General features: G+C 69.5%; 15 protein-coding genes. 2 read left to right on the plus strand and 13 right to left on the minus strand.

What is annotated here, in order from left to right:
• Positions 1-3 precede the first annotated feature (3 nt).
• Positions 4-1029, minus strand: a complete 1026-nt coding sequence (locus ACNI3K_RS02070; RefSeq protein WP_419390197.1) for a DUF2332 domain-containing protein — start codon at positions 1027-1029, stop codon at positions 4-6.
• Positions 1030-1156: 127 nt separating this feature from the next.
• Between ACNI3K_RS02070 and ACNI3K_RS02075 the strand changes: the two genes are divergently transcribed.
• Positions 1157-2263 carry a winged helix DNA-binding domain-containing protein gene (locus ACNI3K_RS02075; RefSeq protein WP_419390198.1) on the plus strand — a complete coding sequence of 369 codons (1107 nt, stop codon included), beginning with the start codon at positions 1157-1159 and terminating at the stop codon, positions 2261-2263.
• A 16-nt stretch (positions 2264-2279) separates the two neighbouring features.
• Here ACNI3K_RS02075 and cysC read toward each other — a convergent pair whose 3' ends face one another.
• The 12 genes from cysC to ACNI3K_RS02135 all read right to left on the minus strand — a co-directional run bounded on the left by cysC (position 2280) and on the right by ACNI3K_RS02135 (position 16665).
• The gene (gene cysC, locus ACNI3K_RS02080) at positions 2280-3395 is read right to left on the minus strand and encodes an adenylyl-sulfate kinase (RefSeq protein ID WP_419390199.1); all 1116 of its coding nucleotides are present in this window, start codon (positions 3393-3395) and stop codon (positions 2280-2282) included.
• Between the two features lie 40 nt (positions 3396-3435).
• On the minus strand, positions 3436-4683 hold the full coding sequence (locus ACNI3K_RS02085; RefSeq protein ID WP_419390200.1) for a sulfate adenylyltransferase subunit 1: 1248 nt from the start codon (positions 4681-4683) through the stop codon (positions 3436-3438).
• Positions 4683-5591: a sulfate adenylyltransferase subunit CysD gene (gene cysD, locus ACNI3K_RS02090; RefSeq protein ID WP_419390201.1), complete on the minus strand. Its 909-nt coding sequence runs from the start codon at positions 5589-5591 to the stop codon at positions 4683-4685. The genes ACNI3K_RS02085 and cysD overlap by 1 nt, the downstream gene beginning before the upstream one ends.
• Complete coding sequence (locus tag ACNI3K_RS02095; protein ID WP_419390202.1) at positions 5588-6370, minus strand: 3'(2'),5'-bisphosphate nucleotidase CysQ; 783 nt, start codon at positions 6368-6370, stop codon at positions 5588-5590. The genes cysD and ACNI3K_RS02095 overlap by 4 nt, the downstream gene beginning before the upstream one ends.
• Before the next feature lie 35 nt (positions 6371-6405).
• A complete protein-coding gene (locus ACNI3K_RS02100) occupies positions 6406-7866 on the minus strand; it encodes a dihydrolipoamide acetyltransferase family protein (protein WP_419390203.1) in 1461 nt (486 codons plus the stop codon).
• A gap of 10 nt (positions 7867-7876) precedes the next feature.
• On the minus strand, positions 7877-8881 hold the full coding sequence (locus ACNI3K_RS02105) for an alpha-ketoacid dehydrogenase subunit beta (RefSeq protein ID WP_419391087.1): 1005 nt from the start codon (positions 8879-8881) through the stop codon (positions 7877-7879).
• A gap of 8 nt (positions 8882-8889) precedes the next feature.
• The gene (locus ACNI3K_RS02110) at positions 8890-10038 is read right to left on the minus strand and encodes a thiamine pyrophosphate-dependent dehydrogenase E1 component subunit alpha (RefSeq protein WP_419390204.1); all 1149 of its coding nucleotides are present in this window, start codon (positions 10036-10038) and stop codon (positions 8890-8892) included.
• 151 nt (positions 10039-10189) lie between these two features.
• Entirely contained in the window at positions 10190-10918 is a 729-nt protein-coding gene (locus tag ACNI3K_RS02115; RefSeq protein WP_419390205.1) for an ABC transporter ATP-binding protein, read from the minus strand.
• A gap of 2 nt (positions 10919-10920) precedes the next feature.
• Positions 10921-11808, minus strand: coding sequence for an ABC transporter permease (locus ACNI3K_RS02120; RefSeq protein WP_419390206.1), 888 nt, complete (start codon positions 11806-11808; stop codon positions 10921-10923).
• Positions 11801-13801 (minus strand): glycosyltransferase, encoded by a 2001-nt coding sequence (locus ACNI3K_RS02125; protein WP_419390207.1) that lies wholly within the window; start codon positions 13799-13801, stop codon positions 11801-11803. The genes ACNI3K_RS02120 and ACNI3K_RS02125 overlap by 8 nt, the downstream gene beginning before the upstream one ends.
• Positions 13798-14955, minus strand: coding sequence for a UDP-galactopyranose mutase (gene glf, locus ACNI3K_RS02130; protein WP_419390208.1), 1158 nt, complete (start codon positions 14953-14955; stop codon positions 13798-13800). The genes ACNI3K_RS02125 and glf overlap by 4 nt, the downstream gene beginning before the upstream one ends.
• Before the next feature lie 120 nt (positions 14956-15075).
• Complete coding sequence (locus ACNI3K_RS02135; RefSeq protein WP_419390209.1) at positions 15076-16665, minus strand: DUF2142 domain-containing protein; 1590 nt, start codon at positions 16663-16665, stop codon at positions 15076-15078.
• Positions 16666-16841: 176 nt separating this feature from the next.
• Here ACNI3K_RS02135 and ACNI3K_RS02140 point away from each other — a divergent pair, with 176 nt between their 5' ends.
• Entirely contained in the window at positions 16842-18668 is a 1827-nt protein-coding gene (locus tag ACNI3K_RS02140; protein WP_419390210.1) for a hypothetical protein, read from the plus strand.
• The last annotated feature ends 21 nt before the right edge of the window (positions 18669-18689 follow it).

An 18689-nucleotide genomic window follows, 5' to 3' on the forward strand; every position in this document is an offset into this window, starting at 1 on the left:
GCGTCACGGCCGGTCGATCCACCGCCCGTGCGCATGCGCGATCGCCACAGTCTCTCCGAAGTCGAACGATGAACCCACATGGATCTCAGGGTGGAGGGAGCCGTCGACCGGTTCGCACCCCACGCGGGTGACGTCCCGCCGCCGTGCCGCGTCCTCGACCGCCGCGTCGATGTCCGCCCGCGCCCCCGCATCGGCTTGATAGAGCGCGACGGTGTGCCAGACCGCGAGCGGACCGGGAGGCAACGCGCGCTCCACGTCCGCGAGCACGGTGGCCGCATCGCCCGCGACCATTCGTACCGGCACTGCGCGACGGACGGCGATCGCCTTGCGCAGCCGCGCGAGCCGGTCCTCGTGCTCGGGCCACACGAGCGCCTCGAGCCAGGCCGACTGCTGGGCGTCGGTCGCATCGATCGGGTCAAGGTCGATTCCCGTGCGGCTGGCCAGGCGCGGCGGGGCCGCGGGCAGACCGAACCCCCCGCGGTTCTCGCACTCCAGCACGAGCTCGCCTGAGCCCAGGTGCGCGTCCCGGCCGCTACCCGAGTAGCGGTAGGCGAAGCGGTCCAGGCACAGGTTCAATCCGGCCGATGCACCGATGTCGATCGCGTGCAGGCCCGCCTCGGTGCGCGGCAGCCACGGCAGCAGGACAGCGGTGCGCCCGACCTCGTTCGTCTGGGTGCGACGCTCGCACCCGATGCGGACCAGCTCCTCCTCGTGGGCGAGAGCGAAGTCGCGAAAGGCCGGATACGCGTCCTGCGGCTCTCGCACGGCGCCGGAGGCGAGGTGCGGATACCAGGCCGCGAGCGCATCGGCCGGGCGAAGCAGGAGCTTGACCCCCGCGAACAGCAGGTTCAGCGGCGGCACGTTGTCGATTCGGGAGACCAGGCGCAGCATCACGTCGTCCTGTGCGATGCGCAGCGCCAGCCCCTGGTAGAGCGGCGAGTCGGGGGCGTGCGGGATCCATTCCTGCACCACAGCGGCGGTGCTCTCAAGGTCGTCGCGGTCGCGCGCCGACCAGTCGAAGGTGGCCATGGGTGAGACTCTCACAGTCTTCGCCCGTCGCGCCCAGAGCCGCGGCGGGTCCGGGCGGCACCTGTCTGGCGCTGCTGCGCGCTGTCGCTGGGGCGCCGCGTCGGTCACCGGCGCTAGCGTGAACCGCATGAGCACCCTCGCCGTAGCCGACGTCCGCGCGCTGCGCATGCGCGCGCTACTGCTGGCGGGCAACCACCCCCATGGCACCGTGCGCGAGGTGGTCACCTGGATGGGCGCCATGCAGGCGCAGGACCTTGCGAGCGGGCTCTGGTCGCTCGGGATTCGGCTACCGGGGCGGACCGAGGGCGACATCACGGCGGCGCTCGAGCGGCGCGAGGCGCTGCGCACGTGGCCCATGCGCGGCACCGTGCACCTGGTGCCGTCGCGCGACGCGAGGTGGATGCTCGACCTGATGTCCGCGAAGCCGCTCGCCGGCGCCGCCGGGAGGCGCGAGCAGCTGGGGATCACCGAGGACACCGTCCAGCGCGCCAACGCCGCACTTCAGGGCGCCCTGCGCGGCGGCAAGAGACTCACGCGCGCGGAGTGCCTCGCGGCCGTGGCCGATGCGGGGGTCGAGACCCCCGGCCAGGTGGGCTATCACCTGCTCTGGTACGCGTCGCAGGTGGGGCTCACCTGCATCGCCCCACATGTGGGGAAGGAGCAGACGTTCGCGCTCCTCGACGAGTGGGCGCCGGATCAGGTCAGTCTCGGCCCGGAGGAGGCGTTGGCTACCATCGCACTGCGATACTTCCGCGGCCGGGGGCCCGCCACGGTCAAGGACTTCTCCCGGTGGACGGGGCTCGGCATGAAGGACTGCCGCGCCGGCGTCGCGGCGGCAGGGCCGGCGCTGCGGGAGGTCGAGACCGAGTGGGGCCCCATGGTTGCCGCAGCGGACTCTCTCGACGAGGGCGTGCCTCCGAGCGCGGGCGGCCACGCCGTGCCGCCCGGGTTCGACGAGTACATGCTCGGGTACGGCGACCGCACGGCCATGCTCACCGCCGCACAGTTCGAGGCCGTGGTCCCCGGACGCAACGGCGTGTTCCGCGCGACGCTCGTGCGCGACGGACGCGTGGTAGGGACCTGGAAGCGCTCCGTGAAGCCGCAGATCGTGGTCGTCGAGACTGTGCCGTTCGACGCTCACGGCGCACACGACCGCCACTCGTTCGAGGAGGCGTTCGCGCGGTACGGGCAGTTCCTCGGCCGCGAGGTGGAGGTGAGGTGGGGCTCGGCATGACCCGGCACTGCGCCGCCTAGATCGCGTAGTCCGGCTCGGGCCCGCCCATCACGAGCCGATAGACGCGGTCCGTGATCGTCTCCGCGTCCGCATCGTCCCGACCGATCACGATGTCCGCGTCCGCGGGCTCCTCGTACGGGTCGGAGATGCCGGTGAACTCTTTGATCTCGCCCGCGCGGGCCTTCGCGTACATGCCCTTGCGGTCCCGCGCCTCGCACACCTCGAGCGGTGTCGCGACGTGGACGAGGATGAATCGGCCAACGCGCTCGGCCATCGCGCGAACCTCTTGGCGCATCGAGTCGTAGGGAGCGATGGGCGCGCAGATCGCTATGCCACCGTGGGCTGCAATCTGGGAGGCGACCCAACCGATGCGCCGCACGTTGAGCTCGCGGTCGGCACGTGAGAACCCCAGTCCGCTGGAGAGCATCGAGCGCACCTGGTCGCCGTCCAGGAGGGTGACTCGCTGGCTCGTCTCGGCGCGCAGCCGGCGCGTGAGCTGGCGCGCCACGGTGGACTTGCCTGAGCCCGACAGGCCTGTGAACAGCACCACCAGTCCGTCCCCCGGGGCCGGCGCCTCCCCCCGGATCACGTGGACCGTGGACGCGAACACCACCGACGCGAGGTGCACCAGCAGCTCCGTGCGCGCGGCACCCTCGAGGTGTGCGGCCGCGGGCTCGGGAAGCAGCCGCAGGTCCACCTGATCGTGGCGCAGGCCCCTGACGGTCTGCGACACGGCGTGCGCGTCGCCGGTGTCCACCACGATCACGGTGCCGTCGAGCCTTCCGTGCCGCCTGCCGAGCAGCAGCGTCGCCTGGGCGACGAGCTCTCCCGTCTCGACAGGCCGCAGCTCGGGGAACGTGGGCGTCGCCGGCTCGCGCAGCGGCTCGACCACCCCGCCTACCCAGGTGCCCTCCGGCTCCGTGCGGCTGCCGTCCACTCGCACCCGGGCGATGGGCGTGGCCTCGGTGTCCAGCAGGGTCAACGTCGAGCCCGGCGCGGTGTCACGCACGAGCAGGCTGGGACGGTGCGGGTCGTCGCCGGGAAGCTCGTAGCGCAGTGCGCGCCCGTAGGCGCCGGCGCGCATCAGCTCCCACTCGTGCAGCTGCGGCACGCTGAGCGTCACGTCCGTCATGGCCCCTCCCTCCTTGGCGGCTGGCGCACGGCCGTCCCGATCAGCTGTCTCGGACCACGCCGGCACCGACGGTGCGGTGCGTGGCCTCGTCGATGAGGATGAACGATCCGGTGGTGCGGTTGTCGTCGTAGTCGTCGACTAGCAGCGGTGTGGTGACGCGCAACCTCACGCGGCCGATGCCGTTGAGGCCCAGCTCATGCGTGTCGGTGTCGCGGTGGAGGGTGTTGATGTCGAGTTGGTACGCGATGTCCTTCACGACCGTGCGTGCCATGCGGGTGGTGTGGAGGATGCCGAGCTTGCGTCCCACTGTCATGGGGTCGGCGTCCATCCAGCACACCATCGCCTCGACGTCCTGGGTCGGGGCGGGGTGATTCCCGACCCTGCAGATGATGTCGCCGCGGGAGACGTCGATCTCGTCCCTCAGGCGCAACGTGACCGACATCGGTGGGTGCGCCTGGTCCACGGGGCCGTTCGGTCCATCGATCGCGGCAACGGTGGTGGTGAGACCCGACGGCAGTGCGAGCACCTCGTCGCCGACCTTGAGGATGCCGGAGGCCACCTGGCCTGCGAAGCCGCGGTAGTCGCGGACCGCAGACTGCTGGGGGCGGATCACGTACTGCACCGGGAAGCGCACGTCCTGGAGGTTGCGGTCCGATGCGATGTGGACGTGCTCGAGGTGGTGCAGCAGGCTCGTGCCTCCGTACCAATCCATGTGGGTGGAGCGGGTGACGACATTGTCGCCCAGCAGCGCGCTGAGCGGGATTGCCGTCAGATCGGGGATGTCCAGCTTGGAGGAGAATGCGGCGAACTCCTGGTAGATCTCCTCGAAACGCTGCTCGGACCAGCCGACGAGGTCCATCTTGTTGATCGCCAGCACCACGTGGGGCACGCGCAGCAGCGAGGCGATGGTGGCGTGACGGCGCGACTGCTCCGTGAGGCCTTTGCGGGCGTCAACCAAGATGATCGCCAGATCCGCAGTTGAGGCACCCGTCACCATGTTGCGCGTGTACTGCTCGTGGCCGGGCGTGTCCGCGATGATGAACTTGCGCCTGGGGGTCGCGAAGTAGCGGTAGGCGACATCGATGGTGATGCCCTGCTCGCGCTCGGCGCGCAGCCCGTCGGTGAGCAGCGACAGGTCGGTGTAGTCGTTGCCGCGGGACTTCGAGGCGCGCTGCACGGACTCCAGCTGGTCCTCGAAGATCGACTTCGAGTCGTACAACAGGCGACCGATCAAGGTGGACTTGCCGTCGTCGACGGAACCGGCGGTGGCGAATCTGAGCAGGTCCATCAGAAGTACCCCTCCTTCTTCCGGTCCTCCATCGCGGCCTCCGAGACGCGGTCGTCGCCGCGGGTCGCGCCGCGCTCCGTCAGACGGGTGGCCGCGATCTCCTCGATGACCTTGTCGATCGTGTCCGCCTCGGACTCCACCGCCGCCGTCAGCGTCGCGTCCCCCACGGTGCGGTACCGCACCTTCTTCACGGTGACCGCGTCTCCTTCGCCGGGCACCGCGAACTCGTTCGCGGCCATCCACATCCCGTCGCGCTCGAACACCTCCCGCTCGTGGGCGTAGTAGATGCTCGGCACCTCCACGTCGCGCGAGCGGATGTAGTCCCACACGTCCAGCTCGGTCCAATTGCTGAGCGGAAACACCCGGATCGACTCTCCGGGATGGACCTTGCCGTTGTACAGGCTCCACAGCTCGGGGCGCTGATTGCGCGGGTCCCACTGTCCGAACTCGTCACGGAAGGAGAACACCCGCTCCTTCGCCCGCGCCTTCTCCTCGTCGCGCCGGGCGCCGCCCATGCATGCGTCGAACCTGTGCTGCTCGATCGTGTCGAGCAGCACCGGCGTCTGGATCCGATTGCGCGACCCGTCGGGCGCCTCGCGGACGGTGCCGGCGTCGATCGCTTGCTGCACCGAGCCCACGACCAGATTCAGGCCATGGCGCGCGACCATGCGGTCACGGAACTCGATCACCTCAGGAAAGTTCTGGCCCGTGTCGATGTGCACCACCGGCATGGGCAGCCGCGCCGGCGCGAACGCCTTCATCGCCACATGCAGCAGGCACAGCGAGTCCTTGCCGCCCGAGAACAGCAAGGCAGGGCGCTCCATCTGCGCGACCACCTCGCGCACGATGTGGATGGCCTCCGCTTCCAGCGCATCGAGCTGGCTGGGCACCACGGCGGGCTTGGTCATGAGACTCCTTCGCTGGTGCGGGCCTGAGCGATCAGATCAAGAGTCCGTGGCGCGAGTTCCCGACGGCACACGACCAGGTCCGGCAGGTACGGGTCGAAGGCGTTGTACACCAGCGGCGAGCCGTCGATGCGCGACGCGTGCAGTCCCGCCGCGCGCGCCACAGCGACCGGTGCCGCAGAATCCCACTGGAACTGACCGCCTGCGTGCACATACGCGTCCACCTGTCCGCGCGCGACAGCCGCGATCTTCACCCCGGCCGAGCCCATCGGCACCAGCTCGGCGTCCAGGCCGGCCCGCACGGGTTCCGTGATCCACGGAGGCCGCGACCGGCTCACCGCGAGCCGCAGCGGGCCGTCACCGCGCTCGCCCACGTGCGGCACGGAGTCACTGTCGAGCACCAGGTCCTCGCCCGGGATCGCCACCGCTCCCGCCACCAACTCGCCGCCGGCCCACAGTGCAACGTGAACCGCCCAGTCGTCGCGGCCCTCGGAGTACTCGCGCGTCCCATCCAGGGGATCGATGATCCACACCCGTTCGGCACGCTGGCGGGCCTCGGAGTCCGAGGCCTCCTCGCTCAGCACCGCATCGGCCGGGAAGCGTTCGGCGAGCAGTTGGGCGAGACGCGCTTGTGCCGCCGCGTCGCCGCGATGACCCAGCTCCCGCCCGGGCCGATCGTCTGCGAGCGCCGCATCCTCGTCGAAGGCGCGCCGCAGATCGAGCAGCACTTGGCCCGCCTCGCGCGCCATCTCAGCGGCGTTCGCGGCATCAGTCAGTGTCACGATTCCGCCCCCCCTGCGTCAATCGCCCCCCGGCGTCAGGCCCAGACGAGTCCCTGTGCTGGGTCGTTCATCACTCGGCCTACGTCCGAAAGTACCCGTGCACCCAGCCCGCCGTCCACCAATCGGTGGTCGAAGCTTAGGGCGAGCTGCGTCACCCATCGCACCTGGATCTCGCCGTCATGGACCCACGGCTGCTGCCGGATGGAGCCGAAGGCCAGGATCGCGGCCTCGCCAGGGTTCAGGATCGGCGTGCCAGTGTCGATGCCGAGCGCGCCCACGTTGGTGATGGTGATGGTGCCGTCAGACATCGAGGCCGGCGACAGCTTGCCGGCGCGCGCCTCGGCCGTGAGGTGCTGCAGCTCAAGGGCGAGCTCGCGCAGCGGCAGGCGGTGGGCGTCCTTGATGTTCGGCACCACCAGCCCGCGCGGCGTGGACGCCGCGATGCCGAGGTTGACGTAGTGCTTGTAGACGATCTCTTGGGCTGCCTCATCCCACGAGGCGTTGACCTCAGGGTGGCGACGCACGGCGAGCAGCAGCGCCTTGGCCACGATCAAGAGCGGTGTGACCCTTACGTCCGCGAAGTCCTTGTCCTGCTTGAGCCTCGCCACCAGGTTCATGGTCTCGGTCACGTCGACCGTGTGGAACTCCGTGACGTGCGGCGCCGAGAACGCGGACTGCACCATGGCCTCGGCCGTGCGCTTGCGCACCGACTTCACCGGCACGCGGGTGGTGCGGCCGTCGGACTGCGTGGTGCCGGATGCGAGCCACTGCTGGTCGTCGCCCGCGTAAGTGGCGAGGGTCTGCGCCGAGGTGGCCTTCACCTGCTGCTCGACGTCCTCGCGGGTGACCATCCCGCCCGGTCCCGACGGCGTGATCGTCGTGAGGTCCACGCCCAGGTCGCGGGCGAGCTTGCGCACGGGAGGCTTGGCCAGCACGGGGTACTCTCCCAGGTCCTGGGCGCCGCCCACGGGCTGCACCGACTCGTCGCGACGCGTGCGCCGATGCGCCGAGCCGGCCTTGACGCCGTACCCGACCAGCACGGCCCCGGACTCCTCGTCCGAGCCGGCCCCCGCATCGGCCGCCTGAGGCGTGTCGCTCAAGCCAGCACGCGCATCGGGCGCTCCTGAAGCCTCCGGAGACGCCGACGGGCCGGACGAACTGGGCTCGGCCACCCCGGGCTCCGCGTGAGCTGACTCGACGGGCTCAGTTGATCCGGCCGGTGTGTCGGCGGGCGCGGGTGCCTCACCCTCCGGGTCCACGTCCACCTCGAGGATCGGCACGCCGACCTCGACGGTCTCGCCCTCCTCGACCAGGAGCCGCGACACCACACCGTCGTACGGGCATGGCAGCTCTACCAGGGACTTGGCGGTCTCGATCTCGACGATGGGCTGGTTGACCGCGACGGTGTCGCCGGCCGCCACGAGCCACGTGACGATGTCAGCCTCCGTGAGACCCTCGCCCGCGTCCGGCATCGTGAACTGCTGGAATGTCGGCATGCTGGGCTCCTCAGTGCGCCATCACTCGATCCACGGCATCAAGCACGCGGTCGAGGTTCGGCAAGTAGTCGTGCTCGAACTTGGCTCCAGGGTAGGGCGTGTGGAAGCCGCCGACGCGGAGCACGGGCGCATGGAGGTGGAAGAACGCCTGCTCCGTGACGCGCGCGGACAGCTCCGCACCCGACCCGAACGAGGTGGGGGCCTCGTGCACCACGATCACGCGTCCCGTGCGCTTGGCCGAGGCCACCACGGTGTCCGAGTCGAGGGGGGAGATCGAGCGCAGGTCGATGACCTCGACCTCCGTTCCTTCAGCAGAGGCGAGTTCGGCGGCCTGGAGCGCCACCCTGACCGTGGGCCCGTAGGCCACGAGGGTCACGTCCGCGCCCTCACGAGCGATGCGCGCCTTGGCCATCTCTGCGGTCGCGAGAGCCTCGCCGTCCTCCTGGTCGAGCTGGGCCTTCACGCGCGAGATGTCGACCTCTCCCTTGTCCCAATAGCGGGCCTTGGGCTCGAAGAACATCACCGGGTCGGGACACGCGATCGCCTGCTGGATGAGGTCGTACGCGTCCTGCGGGGTGGCCGGCGAGACCAGCCGCAGTCCGGCGGTGTGGGCGAACAACGCCTCGGGGCTCTCGGAGTGGTGCTCGACCGCGCCGATGCCGCCCGCGAACGGGACGCGGATCACGATCGGCAGCGTGATGGCGCCACGCGAGCGGTAGTGCATCTTCGCCAGCTGGGTGGTGATCTGATTGAAGGACGGGAAGATGAAGCCGTCGAACTGAATCTCGATGACGCTGCGGTAGTCGCGCATCGCCATGCCGATCGCGGTGCCCACGATGCCCGACTCGGCCAGCGGCGTGTCCATGACCCGGGAATCGCCGAAGTCCTTGTGCAGCCCGTCGGTGACGCGGAACACCCCGCCGAGGGCGCCGATGTCCTCGCCCATGAGCAGCACCTTGGGATCGCGCTCCATCGCCGCGCGCATCCCCGCGTTGATGGCGCCGGCCATCGTCATCCGCTCGCTCACTTGCCCTCCTCCGCACCGGCCGCGAGCTCGCCGTCGACGAACGAGGCCTCGTAGCGCTCGAACCACGCCCGCTCGGCCTCGACCGTGGCGTGGGGCAGCGCGTAGACGTCGTCGAACATCGTGCTCAGCGGCTCGCGCTCCCACGACCGGACGGCGGTGCGGGCGCGTTCGCACAGCGCCTTCGCCTCCGCTGCGACCTCGGCACGGAACTCGTCGGACAGCTCGCCGCGGTTGGTGAGGTGAGCGTCGAGCCGCGCGATCGGGTCACGCTCGGCCCAGTATGCCTCTTGAGCCTTCGAACGGTACCGCGACGGGTCGTCCGAGGTCGTGTGGGCGCCCATGCGGTACGTCAGCGCCTCGATGAGCACCGGGCCGCCGCCGGCGCGGGCGTGGCGCACGGCCCACTGGGTGACGGCGTGGCACGCGACCACGTCGTTGCCGTCGACCCTGACGGAAGGAATGCCGAATCCCTTGCCGCGGTCGGCCAGCGGCACGCGCGACTGACGCGTCACGGGCTCGGAGATGGCGAACTGGTTGTTCTGCACGAAGAACACGACGGGGGCGTTGTAGACGGAGGCGAACGTCAGCGCCTCGCTCACGTCGCCCTGGGACGTCGCGCCGTCGCCGAAGTAGCACACTGCCGCCCCATCGCGCTCGGGATTGCCGCTGGCGACCAGTCCGTCGCGATCGAGCGCCATCGCATAGCCGGTGGCGTGCAGCGCGTGCGAGCCGATGACGAGCGTGTAGAGGTGGAAGCCGTGGTCCTTGGGGTTCCACGCACCGTGCTGCAGCCCGCGGAAGATCTTGAGCACGTCCACGAGGTCCACGTCCCGAGTGAGGGCGACGCCGTGCTCGCGGTAGCTGGGGAACACGAAGTCGGGCTCGCGCAGCGCGTGGCCGGAGCCGATCTGCGCGCCCTCCTGACCCAGCGACTGGACCCACAGGCCGAGCTCTCCCTGACGCTGCAGGCTCGTGGCCTCAAGGTCGAAGGCCCGCAGCACGGTCATGTCGCGCCAGAACGCGCGCAGGTCGTCAGCCGTGAGGTGCGCGGCGTACGGAGAGAAGGTCTCGTGCTCGACCGAGTTGCCTGACGGGTCTAGCAACTGGACAAGGCCGTCCACGGACAGCGGTCCGACATCGTCCACCGATGCTCCCAAGGCTCGTGCTTTGCGGGAGCATGCACGCCCCGCCTGGCTAACTTACGCAAGCGTAGGCTACGGTTGCGTAGGTTTCAAGCGGCACGCGGCCGATGCTCGGGTTGCGCAGGTGCCACGGCCTCGCTGGACGGGGGTCGGGTCAGTCCTCGCCACGCATGTGACGCACGACCTCGTGGGGGTCGCCGTCCTTGACCACGCGCCCGTGCTCGAGCAGGATTCCGCGGCCGCACAGGTCCGCCACCATGTTGAGGTCGTGGCTCACGATGACGAGGGTCTTGCCCTGGTCGCGCAGCAGCCGGATGCGTTCCAGGCACTTGCGCTGGAACGGCTCATCCCCCACGGCGAGGATCTCATCCACCAGGAAGACGTCGGGATCGGTGTGCACCGCCACCGCGAACGCCAGGCGCAGGAACATGCCCGAGGAGTAGAACTTCACCTCGGAGTCGATGAAGCTCTCGATCTCCGAGAACGCGACGATGTCGTCGAACCGCTCGTCGATCTCGGCCTCGCTCATGCCGAGGATCGCGCCGTTGAGGTACACGTTCTCGCGCCCGGTGAGGTCGGGATGGAAGCCAGCTCCGACTTCGATGAGTCCGGCGATGCGGCCGCGCACCCCGATCTGTCCCGCGTCGGGCGTGAGCACCCCGGAGATGCACTTGAGGAGAGTGGACTTGCCCGAGCCGTTGAAGCCCAGCAACGCGACCGTCTCTCCTTGGTTGATGGTGAGCGACACGTCCTTGAGCGCATCGAACTCGTTGACGTCGACCATCTTTCGCCGCACGGCGCGGGCCGCGAGCTCCTTGAGGGAGTGGACGTGGCGGATGCGGAAGCGCTTGGAGACGCCGTCGACCAGGATGCTTTCGTTCACCGTCACAGCTCCTGCGCAAACCTGCGGGACACGCGCGTGAACACCCGGTCGCCGATGACGAGCAAGCCCAGGCACACAAGCAGCGTGATGCCTCCGCGCAGCATCACGTCGTCGATGATCGCGCCGTCGCGGACACCCGGATCCGCCGCCGGCCACCAGAACGCACGGTGGAACAGCTCGACCGCGACCGTGAGGGGGCTGGCCTCGTAGAGGCGGGTCAGCCACGAGTCCGGGCCAAAGTGCTCCTGCACCAGGACGACCGGATACAGCACGGGCGAGAACCACACCGCGACCATGGTGATGAGGTCGACGGTGTTCTCGACGTCACGGAACGCGACGTTCACCGCGGCGAAGATCAGACCAAGTCCGAGCGCGAGCGCGATGACGAGCGCGAGCCCTAGCAGCGCTGCCAGCACGGCCATCAGGTCCGGACGCCAGCCCGATACCAGCGCGCCGATGACGAGGATCACCACCTGCGGGAGGAAGTGCACGAGCGCCACGAGCACGGACGCCATCGGGAACAGCTGTCGAGGCAGGAAGATCTTCTTCACCAGCGGCGCGTTCTGGACGATCGACCGCGTGGTGTTGCCCAGGATCTCGGTGAACAGGTTGATGACGATGATCCCGCTGAACAGGAAGATCGCGAATGGCGGCAGCGCCCTCGACAAGTTGAGGAACTCGCCCATCACGAAGTAGAAGACGGCGAACTGCGCGCCGGGCTTGACGTAGCTCCACGCCAGCCCCAGGACCGAGGCCTGGTAGCGCACGCGCAGCTCCTTGCGCACCAGCAGGGTCAGCAGGTAGCGGTGCGCGAAGACGCTCGTCAGCCCGCGCGCGATCCCGGGTCGCCGCATCCCCTCTGGCAGCGGGCGCAGCGCAGCCTCAGTCATCGTCGCCGGAGCCGTTGTTCGCGAACGTCTCCTTCCACGCTTCGGGTGACGTGAACTCAGGCATTGACCTGCGGTAGTGCGCGCTGAGGCTCGACCAGTTGCGGATCAGGCGCTGGTGAAGGCGGGCGCTGCGTCGCAGGTAGGCGCGGAACTTCTTGGGGTCGCGGATGTACATGGACGCGCCCGTGCCGTCCGCGGACGTCACGACGGCGGAGTCCAGGTGCGAGAGCCGCCACCACTTGGCGGCCATCGTCGCGACGCGCTCCTCGGGGACGTGCGTCGCCTCGGGGCGCACGCTCCGCAGCTGCTTGGCGACCCCGGTGACCGCCGAGGCCAGCGCGGCGGGCACGTTCTTGGGCTGGGTCGGGACCTTGCCACGCGGCGGCGGACGGTGGCGCTTGGTCATGGGGAAGGCGCCCGGGTCCTTCTCGATCACCGAGTCGGTGAACGTCGCACGCTTGGCGCGCACCTCGCCCAGCGTGGTGCCGATGGTCGCGTGGAGGTGCTCGGGGCCTTCGAGCAGGTCCTCGAGCGCGTCGAGCCGCAGCTCCACGGCCGAGTACTGCAGCTGGAGCAGGTGCTTCACGTCGGAGGCGAAGCTGATCCGGGGAAGCCCGCCGCCACGCGCGTAGGGCGAGTGAAGCATGGCCGCCAGCCAGCGGTTGCGCTGGTGGTAGTAGGCCTGCCAGTCGATCGCATCGTCCTTGTCCATCCACGGGACGTGCCATACCGCGGCACCGGGCAGCGACACGGTAGGGATGCCGACCTCGCCGGCGCGCAGGCAGTACTCCGCGTCGTCCCACTTGATGAACACCGGGAGGGACAGTCCCACGGTCCGCAGCGCCTCGATGGGGATCAGGCACATCCACCAGCCGTTGTAGTCGACGTCCACGCGCTTGTGGAGCCAGCGGGTGGTGCGTAGCGGCTGCAGGCTGAAGTCGTGGCGCTCCTCGGTGTCCTCCAGGCCGCCCCACCAGAACGAGTAGCGGTTCACCCGCTCGCCGAAGGCGTGCAGCGTCGACTTCTCGAACATCGAGAACATGTGCCCGCCGACGATGGACGGGGTGCGGGCGTAGTCGCCGAACGCCACGGCGCGGGCGATGCCCTCGGGCTCCGCGACGATGTCGTCGTCCAACAGCAGGACGTAGCCCGACTCGCCGGCGTCGAGGGTCTCGGACATGCTCCGGGAGAACCCACCCGAGCCGCCGAGGTTGCCCTGCCGGATGACGCTCAGGCGGTCCCCGAGCCGCTCGGCGGCCTCGGGGAAGTCCGGGTCGTCCTGCACGAGGTCGTTGCCCTGGTCGACCACGTAGATCCGGTCGATGACCTCTGCGAGGGAATCGTCGGAGCCCAGCGTGTGCAGCTGCGCGACGCAATAGTCGGGGCGGTTAAACGTGGTGATGCCGATGGACGCCGTCGAGCGCTGCCGCGCCACCGTCGCATCCACGCTCCACTCGGCGGACTCCATGGTGACCGCGCCGTCGCTCGCGTACAGGTCGAACCAGTACCAGCCGCCGTCGCCGAACGGCGCGAGCGGGAGATCGACGTCGACGCGGCCGTCGGTGGTCTGCACCAGGTCCACACGCTGCGCGAAGCCGCGCGCATTGGACTTGTGCACCGCCACGGTTGCGGGACCAGACAGCCTCACGCTGAGCCGCACCGACTTCACCTTGGTCCAGCGCCGCCAGTAGGCCGCCGGAAAGGCGCTGAAGTATGCCGCGAACGACGCCTGGGAGCCCTCGTTCAACTCGAGAGAGCGACGTCCCAGGACGTTGGCGCCCGCCTCTGCCGGCGACAGCGCCGGGTGCAGTGCCGGGGGCAACTGCAACTTGTCGTCCTTCTTCTCGACGGGCGTGGAGGCGCGCGCCATCGTGAAGTCGACGTACAGCGGGAGGGTGTCGGGGTCGGCGTCCGGGGGCAGCACCACGCGGTGCACGACCCGGCGCTCAACCTCGGTCTCGTCAGCGGTCGCTGCGGCAGCGGTCGCGGTCATGACCGTCCTCCGAAGATCCCGGCGAGCTGGTTGTCGACCATGGTCAGTGCCGAGCCGATCGCCATGTGCATGTCCAGGTACTGGTAGGTGCCCAGGCGGCCGCCGAAGAACACGTCCTTCTCGCCCTTGATCAGGTCCCGGTACACGGCCAGGCGGTCACGGTCCGCCGAGGTGTTGATCGGGTAGTACGGCTCGTCGCCACGTTCGGCGAAGCGCGAGAACTCGCGCACGATGACCGTCTTCTCGCGCTGGTAGTCGCGCTCAGGGTGGAAGTGGCGGAACTCGAGGATCCGCGTGTAGGGCGTGTCCGCATCGGCGTAGTTCATGACGGGGGCGCCCTGGAAGTCGCCCACCGGCAGCACCTCCTGCTGGAAGTCGAGCGTGCGCCACGACAGCTCGCCCTCAGTGAAGTCGAAGTACCGGTCCACCGGGCCGGTGTAGACGACCGGCACCTGGCCCACGACGGAGTCCTTGGTCACGGGCTGCGCCGGGTCGAAGAAGTCGGTGTCGAGCCGCACCTCGATGCGGGGGTGATCGGCCATGCGCTCGAGCCAGGCGGTGTACCCGTCGCGCGGCAGCCCTTCGTACGTGTCGTTGAAGTAGCGGTTGTCGTACGTGTAGCGCACGGGCAGGCGCTTGATGATGGACGCCGGCAGGTCCCGGGGGTCGGTCTGCCACTGCTTGGCCGTGTAGTCGCGGATGAACGCCTCATACAGCGGCCGGCCGATGAGGGAGACGCCCTGCTCGTCGAGGTTCTCGGGGTCCTTGCCCGCGAGCTCGCCGGCCTGCTCCTGGATGAGGTCGCGCGCCGCGTCGGGTCCGAGGGCGCTGCGGAAGAACTGATTGATGGTGCCCAGGTTGATGGGCATCGGGAAGACCTCGCCCTGGTGGGTGGTGTAGACCCGGTGCACGTAGTTCGTGAAGGCGGTGAAGCGGTTGACGTACTCCCACACGCGCTCGTTCGAGGTGTGGAACAGGTGGGCACCGTACTGGTGCACCTCGATCCCCGTCTCTGGCTCGTTCGCGCTATACGCATTGCCACCCACGTGCGACCGCCGGTCGAGAACGAGCACGTTGGCGCCGTGCTCCTCGGCCAGTCGCTCGGCAACGGTCAGCCCGAAGAAACCCGAGCCCACCACCACGACGTCCGTCATCTGAGATCTCCCAAGATCGTCCGCTGGCGCGCACGGCCGTGCACACAGTCGCCGCTTAGAGTACCTGCGCCCGCGAGAAGGGTGCAAAACGGGCGGCCGATGCCTTTGTGGGGCAGGCGGTCATCGTGTGGGGGTGGGCAGCGACTCGGCTGGGTCACGGCGGTCTTCGGCCGTGAGCCGCGCGTGCGCCACCCAGGCCACGAGGGCGAGCGCGGCCACGGGGTAGGCCAGCGCCGTCGCGACCGCGACCGGCCCCGCCACCCCGAGAGCCTCGCCCATGTCGGTGAGGGAGCCCGCCAGTCCGGCGGACTCGGGCCAGAGCCGACGCATCGCGAAGATCCAGCCTGCGGCCCCGACCACGGCGAACGCGGCCACCGCCAGCGACGACAAGGTTCGTGTCAGGCCCGCGGACAGCCGGCGCGTGACGGCGGACCACGCGAAGGCGGCGATCACGACGAAGACCGCTGCTGCGGGATACAGGTAGCGTCCCTGAATGCCCCGGAAGGCCCCCGTGTTCCAGTAGATCTCCCACGCGTGGTGCAGCGTGATCGCCACGAGCGCCACTGGATAGATTCCGATGATGAGGATGCGGAGCCGGTGCGAGGCCGCGAGGAGCCCGACCACGAGCGTCAGCGCCGCGGCAGTGAAGGCGATGACATCGAACCAGGCCGGCAGGTCGAGACTGCCCCGCAGCGATCCCCAGAAGGTGTGGTTCATCGTGACCGCCCAGCGCACCATAAAGTGTCCGAGGTCGTAGCCCTCCACGGCTATCTCGTTGCGTCCGGTGCCGAAGTTGCTCGGCTGGAGCGCACCGAAGACCACGAGGTTGCGGACGTACCACCAGCCTCCGATGACGAAGGCCGTGAGCATCGCGATGGCGGGAGCGACGGCCACGCGCCACTGCGCACGGTGCTCGCGCCACGCAGGGATGGCGACGGCGATCAGGGCGACCGGTATCAGTGCGAGGAACAGCCCCTTCGTCATGAGGCCGGCCCCGAGCGCGACGCCGATCGCGAGCGGCAGCCGCCACCCCGGCCGCGGAGAGTCCATGAGGATCACGCTCAGGCACAGCACAGACGAGGCCAGGAGCACGGACAACGAGTCGTTCGAGACCAGCGCCCCGATGTGGAAGAACTGCGGCACTGCGAGCAAGGCTGCAGTCGCGACCAGCGCGCTACGAGGGCTGCCGGTCATGCGGCGGGCAGCGACGGCGATGGGCACGGCCGCGAGAGCGACCCACAGGTCGCCGAGGAGCCGCGCACCGACAAGCGCGTGATCCCAGCTCCACCCGTGAGCGCCGAGGGCACCCAGGATGATGGCAGTGAGGCCGTAGTAGCCCGGCGGGTGCTGCGTCATCCAGTCGGGGTCGCCCGCGATCCCCCGTTCGGCACCCGAGACGGAATCGAGTGTGGAGCGGTCGCCGGGAGCAATGGGCGCCGGCAGTTCCGGGTCGCCCTCGAGCGGCCGTCCAGCCTCGACGGCCGCCAAGCGGACCGCGTCCAGCATCGGGGCCTCGCGCGGCGCGGGCCAACCGCCGCCCTCCCAGAGCCGGACGATCGAATTGAAGTGACGCCCTTCGTCCACCGTGCTGAACGGAGCGGTCATGAGCGACCATGCCGCGCCGAGCACGAACATGGTCCCCACGAGGAGCGCGACGCCCACTTGCCACGCACGCGAAGCCCTGGTGACTCCTGCCCCCGACGTCTGCACGGGCGCATTCTCGCACACGGCGAGAATGCGACAGCGGCCTCGGCCGCTCCGCGCGCGCCAGCGCCGTCGGGTATTCTGCGCAGGGCCCCTCTCATGCGTGCTCGAAGGACCCACGAGCACCCGGGCTCACGGCTCGCGCCGCCCAAGGCGCGTACCAGCAAGGAAGGCCCTGCTTCATGACCGACGCCCCCTCACCCATGCCGGTCTCTCCCGCCACACCCGAGGGCGACACCCCGCGGCCTGCGCGTGCGAACGGCTGGTGGTGGGTCATCGCGGGGCTGGCGGTCGCCACCCTCATCACCGTGATGGTCGTGGTCGCCCAGACCGCCTGGGCACCGCGAACGCCGTGGGACGAGAACGGCATCTTCCAGCTCGCGCGCGTGATCTCCGGCGAGGACGACGTGCCGCTGATGGCGACCCGCGGCTACTACCCGGGGACCTCGGTGCTCGTCGCACCGGTGTACTGGTTCACGAGCGACGCTCAGACGGCGTACGGGTGGGCGAACCTGCTGACGAACATCCTGGCGCTCACCACCATCGCGCCCCTCGCCGCCATCGCGCGTCGCGTGGGCCTCGCGACGCCTCAGGCGATCGCGGTCAGCGCCATCGCGCTGTGCCTGCCGGCATACGCCGGCCTGGCAGACTACGTGCTCTCCGAGCAGGTGCTGACGTTCTTCATCGTGCTCGCGGCCTACGGGGCATTCCGGTTCTGGGCGGCGCCCTCGGTCGCGTCTGGGGCGCTGCTCGTGGGGGCCACCCTCGCCGCGCTGTTCACCCACCCGCGCGGGATCGTGCTGGTGGCCGTGGTCGCGATCTGGCTGTGCGGCCTCCTCTTCGACCGGTCCCGCCGCCGCGGCGCCGGTGTCACTGTCATCGCGTTGCTGCCCCTCGCATACGCCACCAAGGTGGCGGCGGATCACCTCGCGTCGCTCGTCCTCGTCGACGAATTCGGCCAAGGCAACTCGCTCTTCAACGCTCTGGCCGAACCGAACCTGCTGCTGCTGCTCAAGACCACATTCCTGCAATCCTGGGCGCAGACCCTCGGCACCCTGGGCCTGCTCGCCTTCGGTGCGGTCGTGCTTGTGGTGTGGGGCTGGAACGAGGTCGTGCGCGAGCGCCGGTTCGGCCCGGGAGTGTTCCTCTTCGGCCTCACGCTGGGCGGCTCCGCGCTGTCGTGGGTCAACTGGGCGGCAGAGGAGAGCCACTTCACGAGCGGCCAGCCCCGCTTCGACTCGTGGGTCTACACGAGGTACATCGCGCCCTTCGTGATCGTCGCGGTGGTCATCGGCATGGCGGCCCTGCTGCGGCGCATGTCCTGGCCGCTCGTCGCGGCAGCCATCGGTGGGACCGCTGCCGTCAGTGCCGTGGTGGTGTTCGCCATCGCCGACACCATCCCGCTGTGGGGCTCGTCGTACGGTCCCGGCAACATCGCCGCGATACGCGCGTGGGAAGAGATGTGGCCCACCGAGCCCTTCGCGACGCCGCTTGTTCCCTCCTTCACCAACGAGGCCCGATTCTGGCTCATCGCCTCGGTCGCCATGGTGCTCATCCAGCTGAGCATGGTGCTGCTCGCGCGGTTCCCGCGGATTCTCGCGGTGGCGCTGATCGCGGGGACAGCCTTCTATGCGATCGAGGCGGACGAGGATCTCGCACGCGAGGCGCCGCACAACCTCGAGCGCGGACTCGACGACATCGAGGGGGCGTCCGGCGAGAACGTCGACGTCATCTCGTTCGAGATGACGTGCGATGTGGGCCGCAGCCGCGATACCGCGCTGAACTGGACGGGGTACTGGTTCGCTCCCACGGACGTCGACCTGTTCTACGCCGCGGACGGCGAGCAGCCTGAGTCCCCCGTGATCTTCGCGTGCGAATGGTGGGAGGGCGCCGATGACTTCGGTGCGGTGCCGCTCGACAGCGACCCTTCGTACGGCTACACCGTCTTCGTGGGACCCGGAGACCTCCAGGACACGCTGCGGGACGAGGGCCTTCTCCGCACGCCCTGAGCGCGGCACGCAGTGACCGTG

Source organism: Demequina ureilytica, assembly GCF_048553575.1.
GTDB lineage: Bacteria > Actinomycetota > Actinomycetes > Actinomycetales > Demequinaceae > Demequina.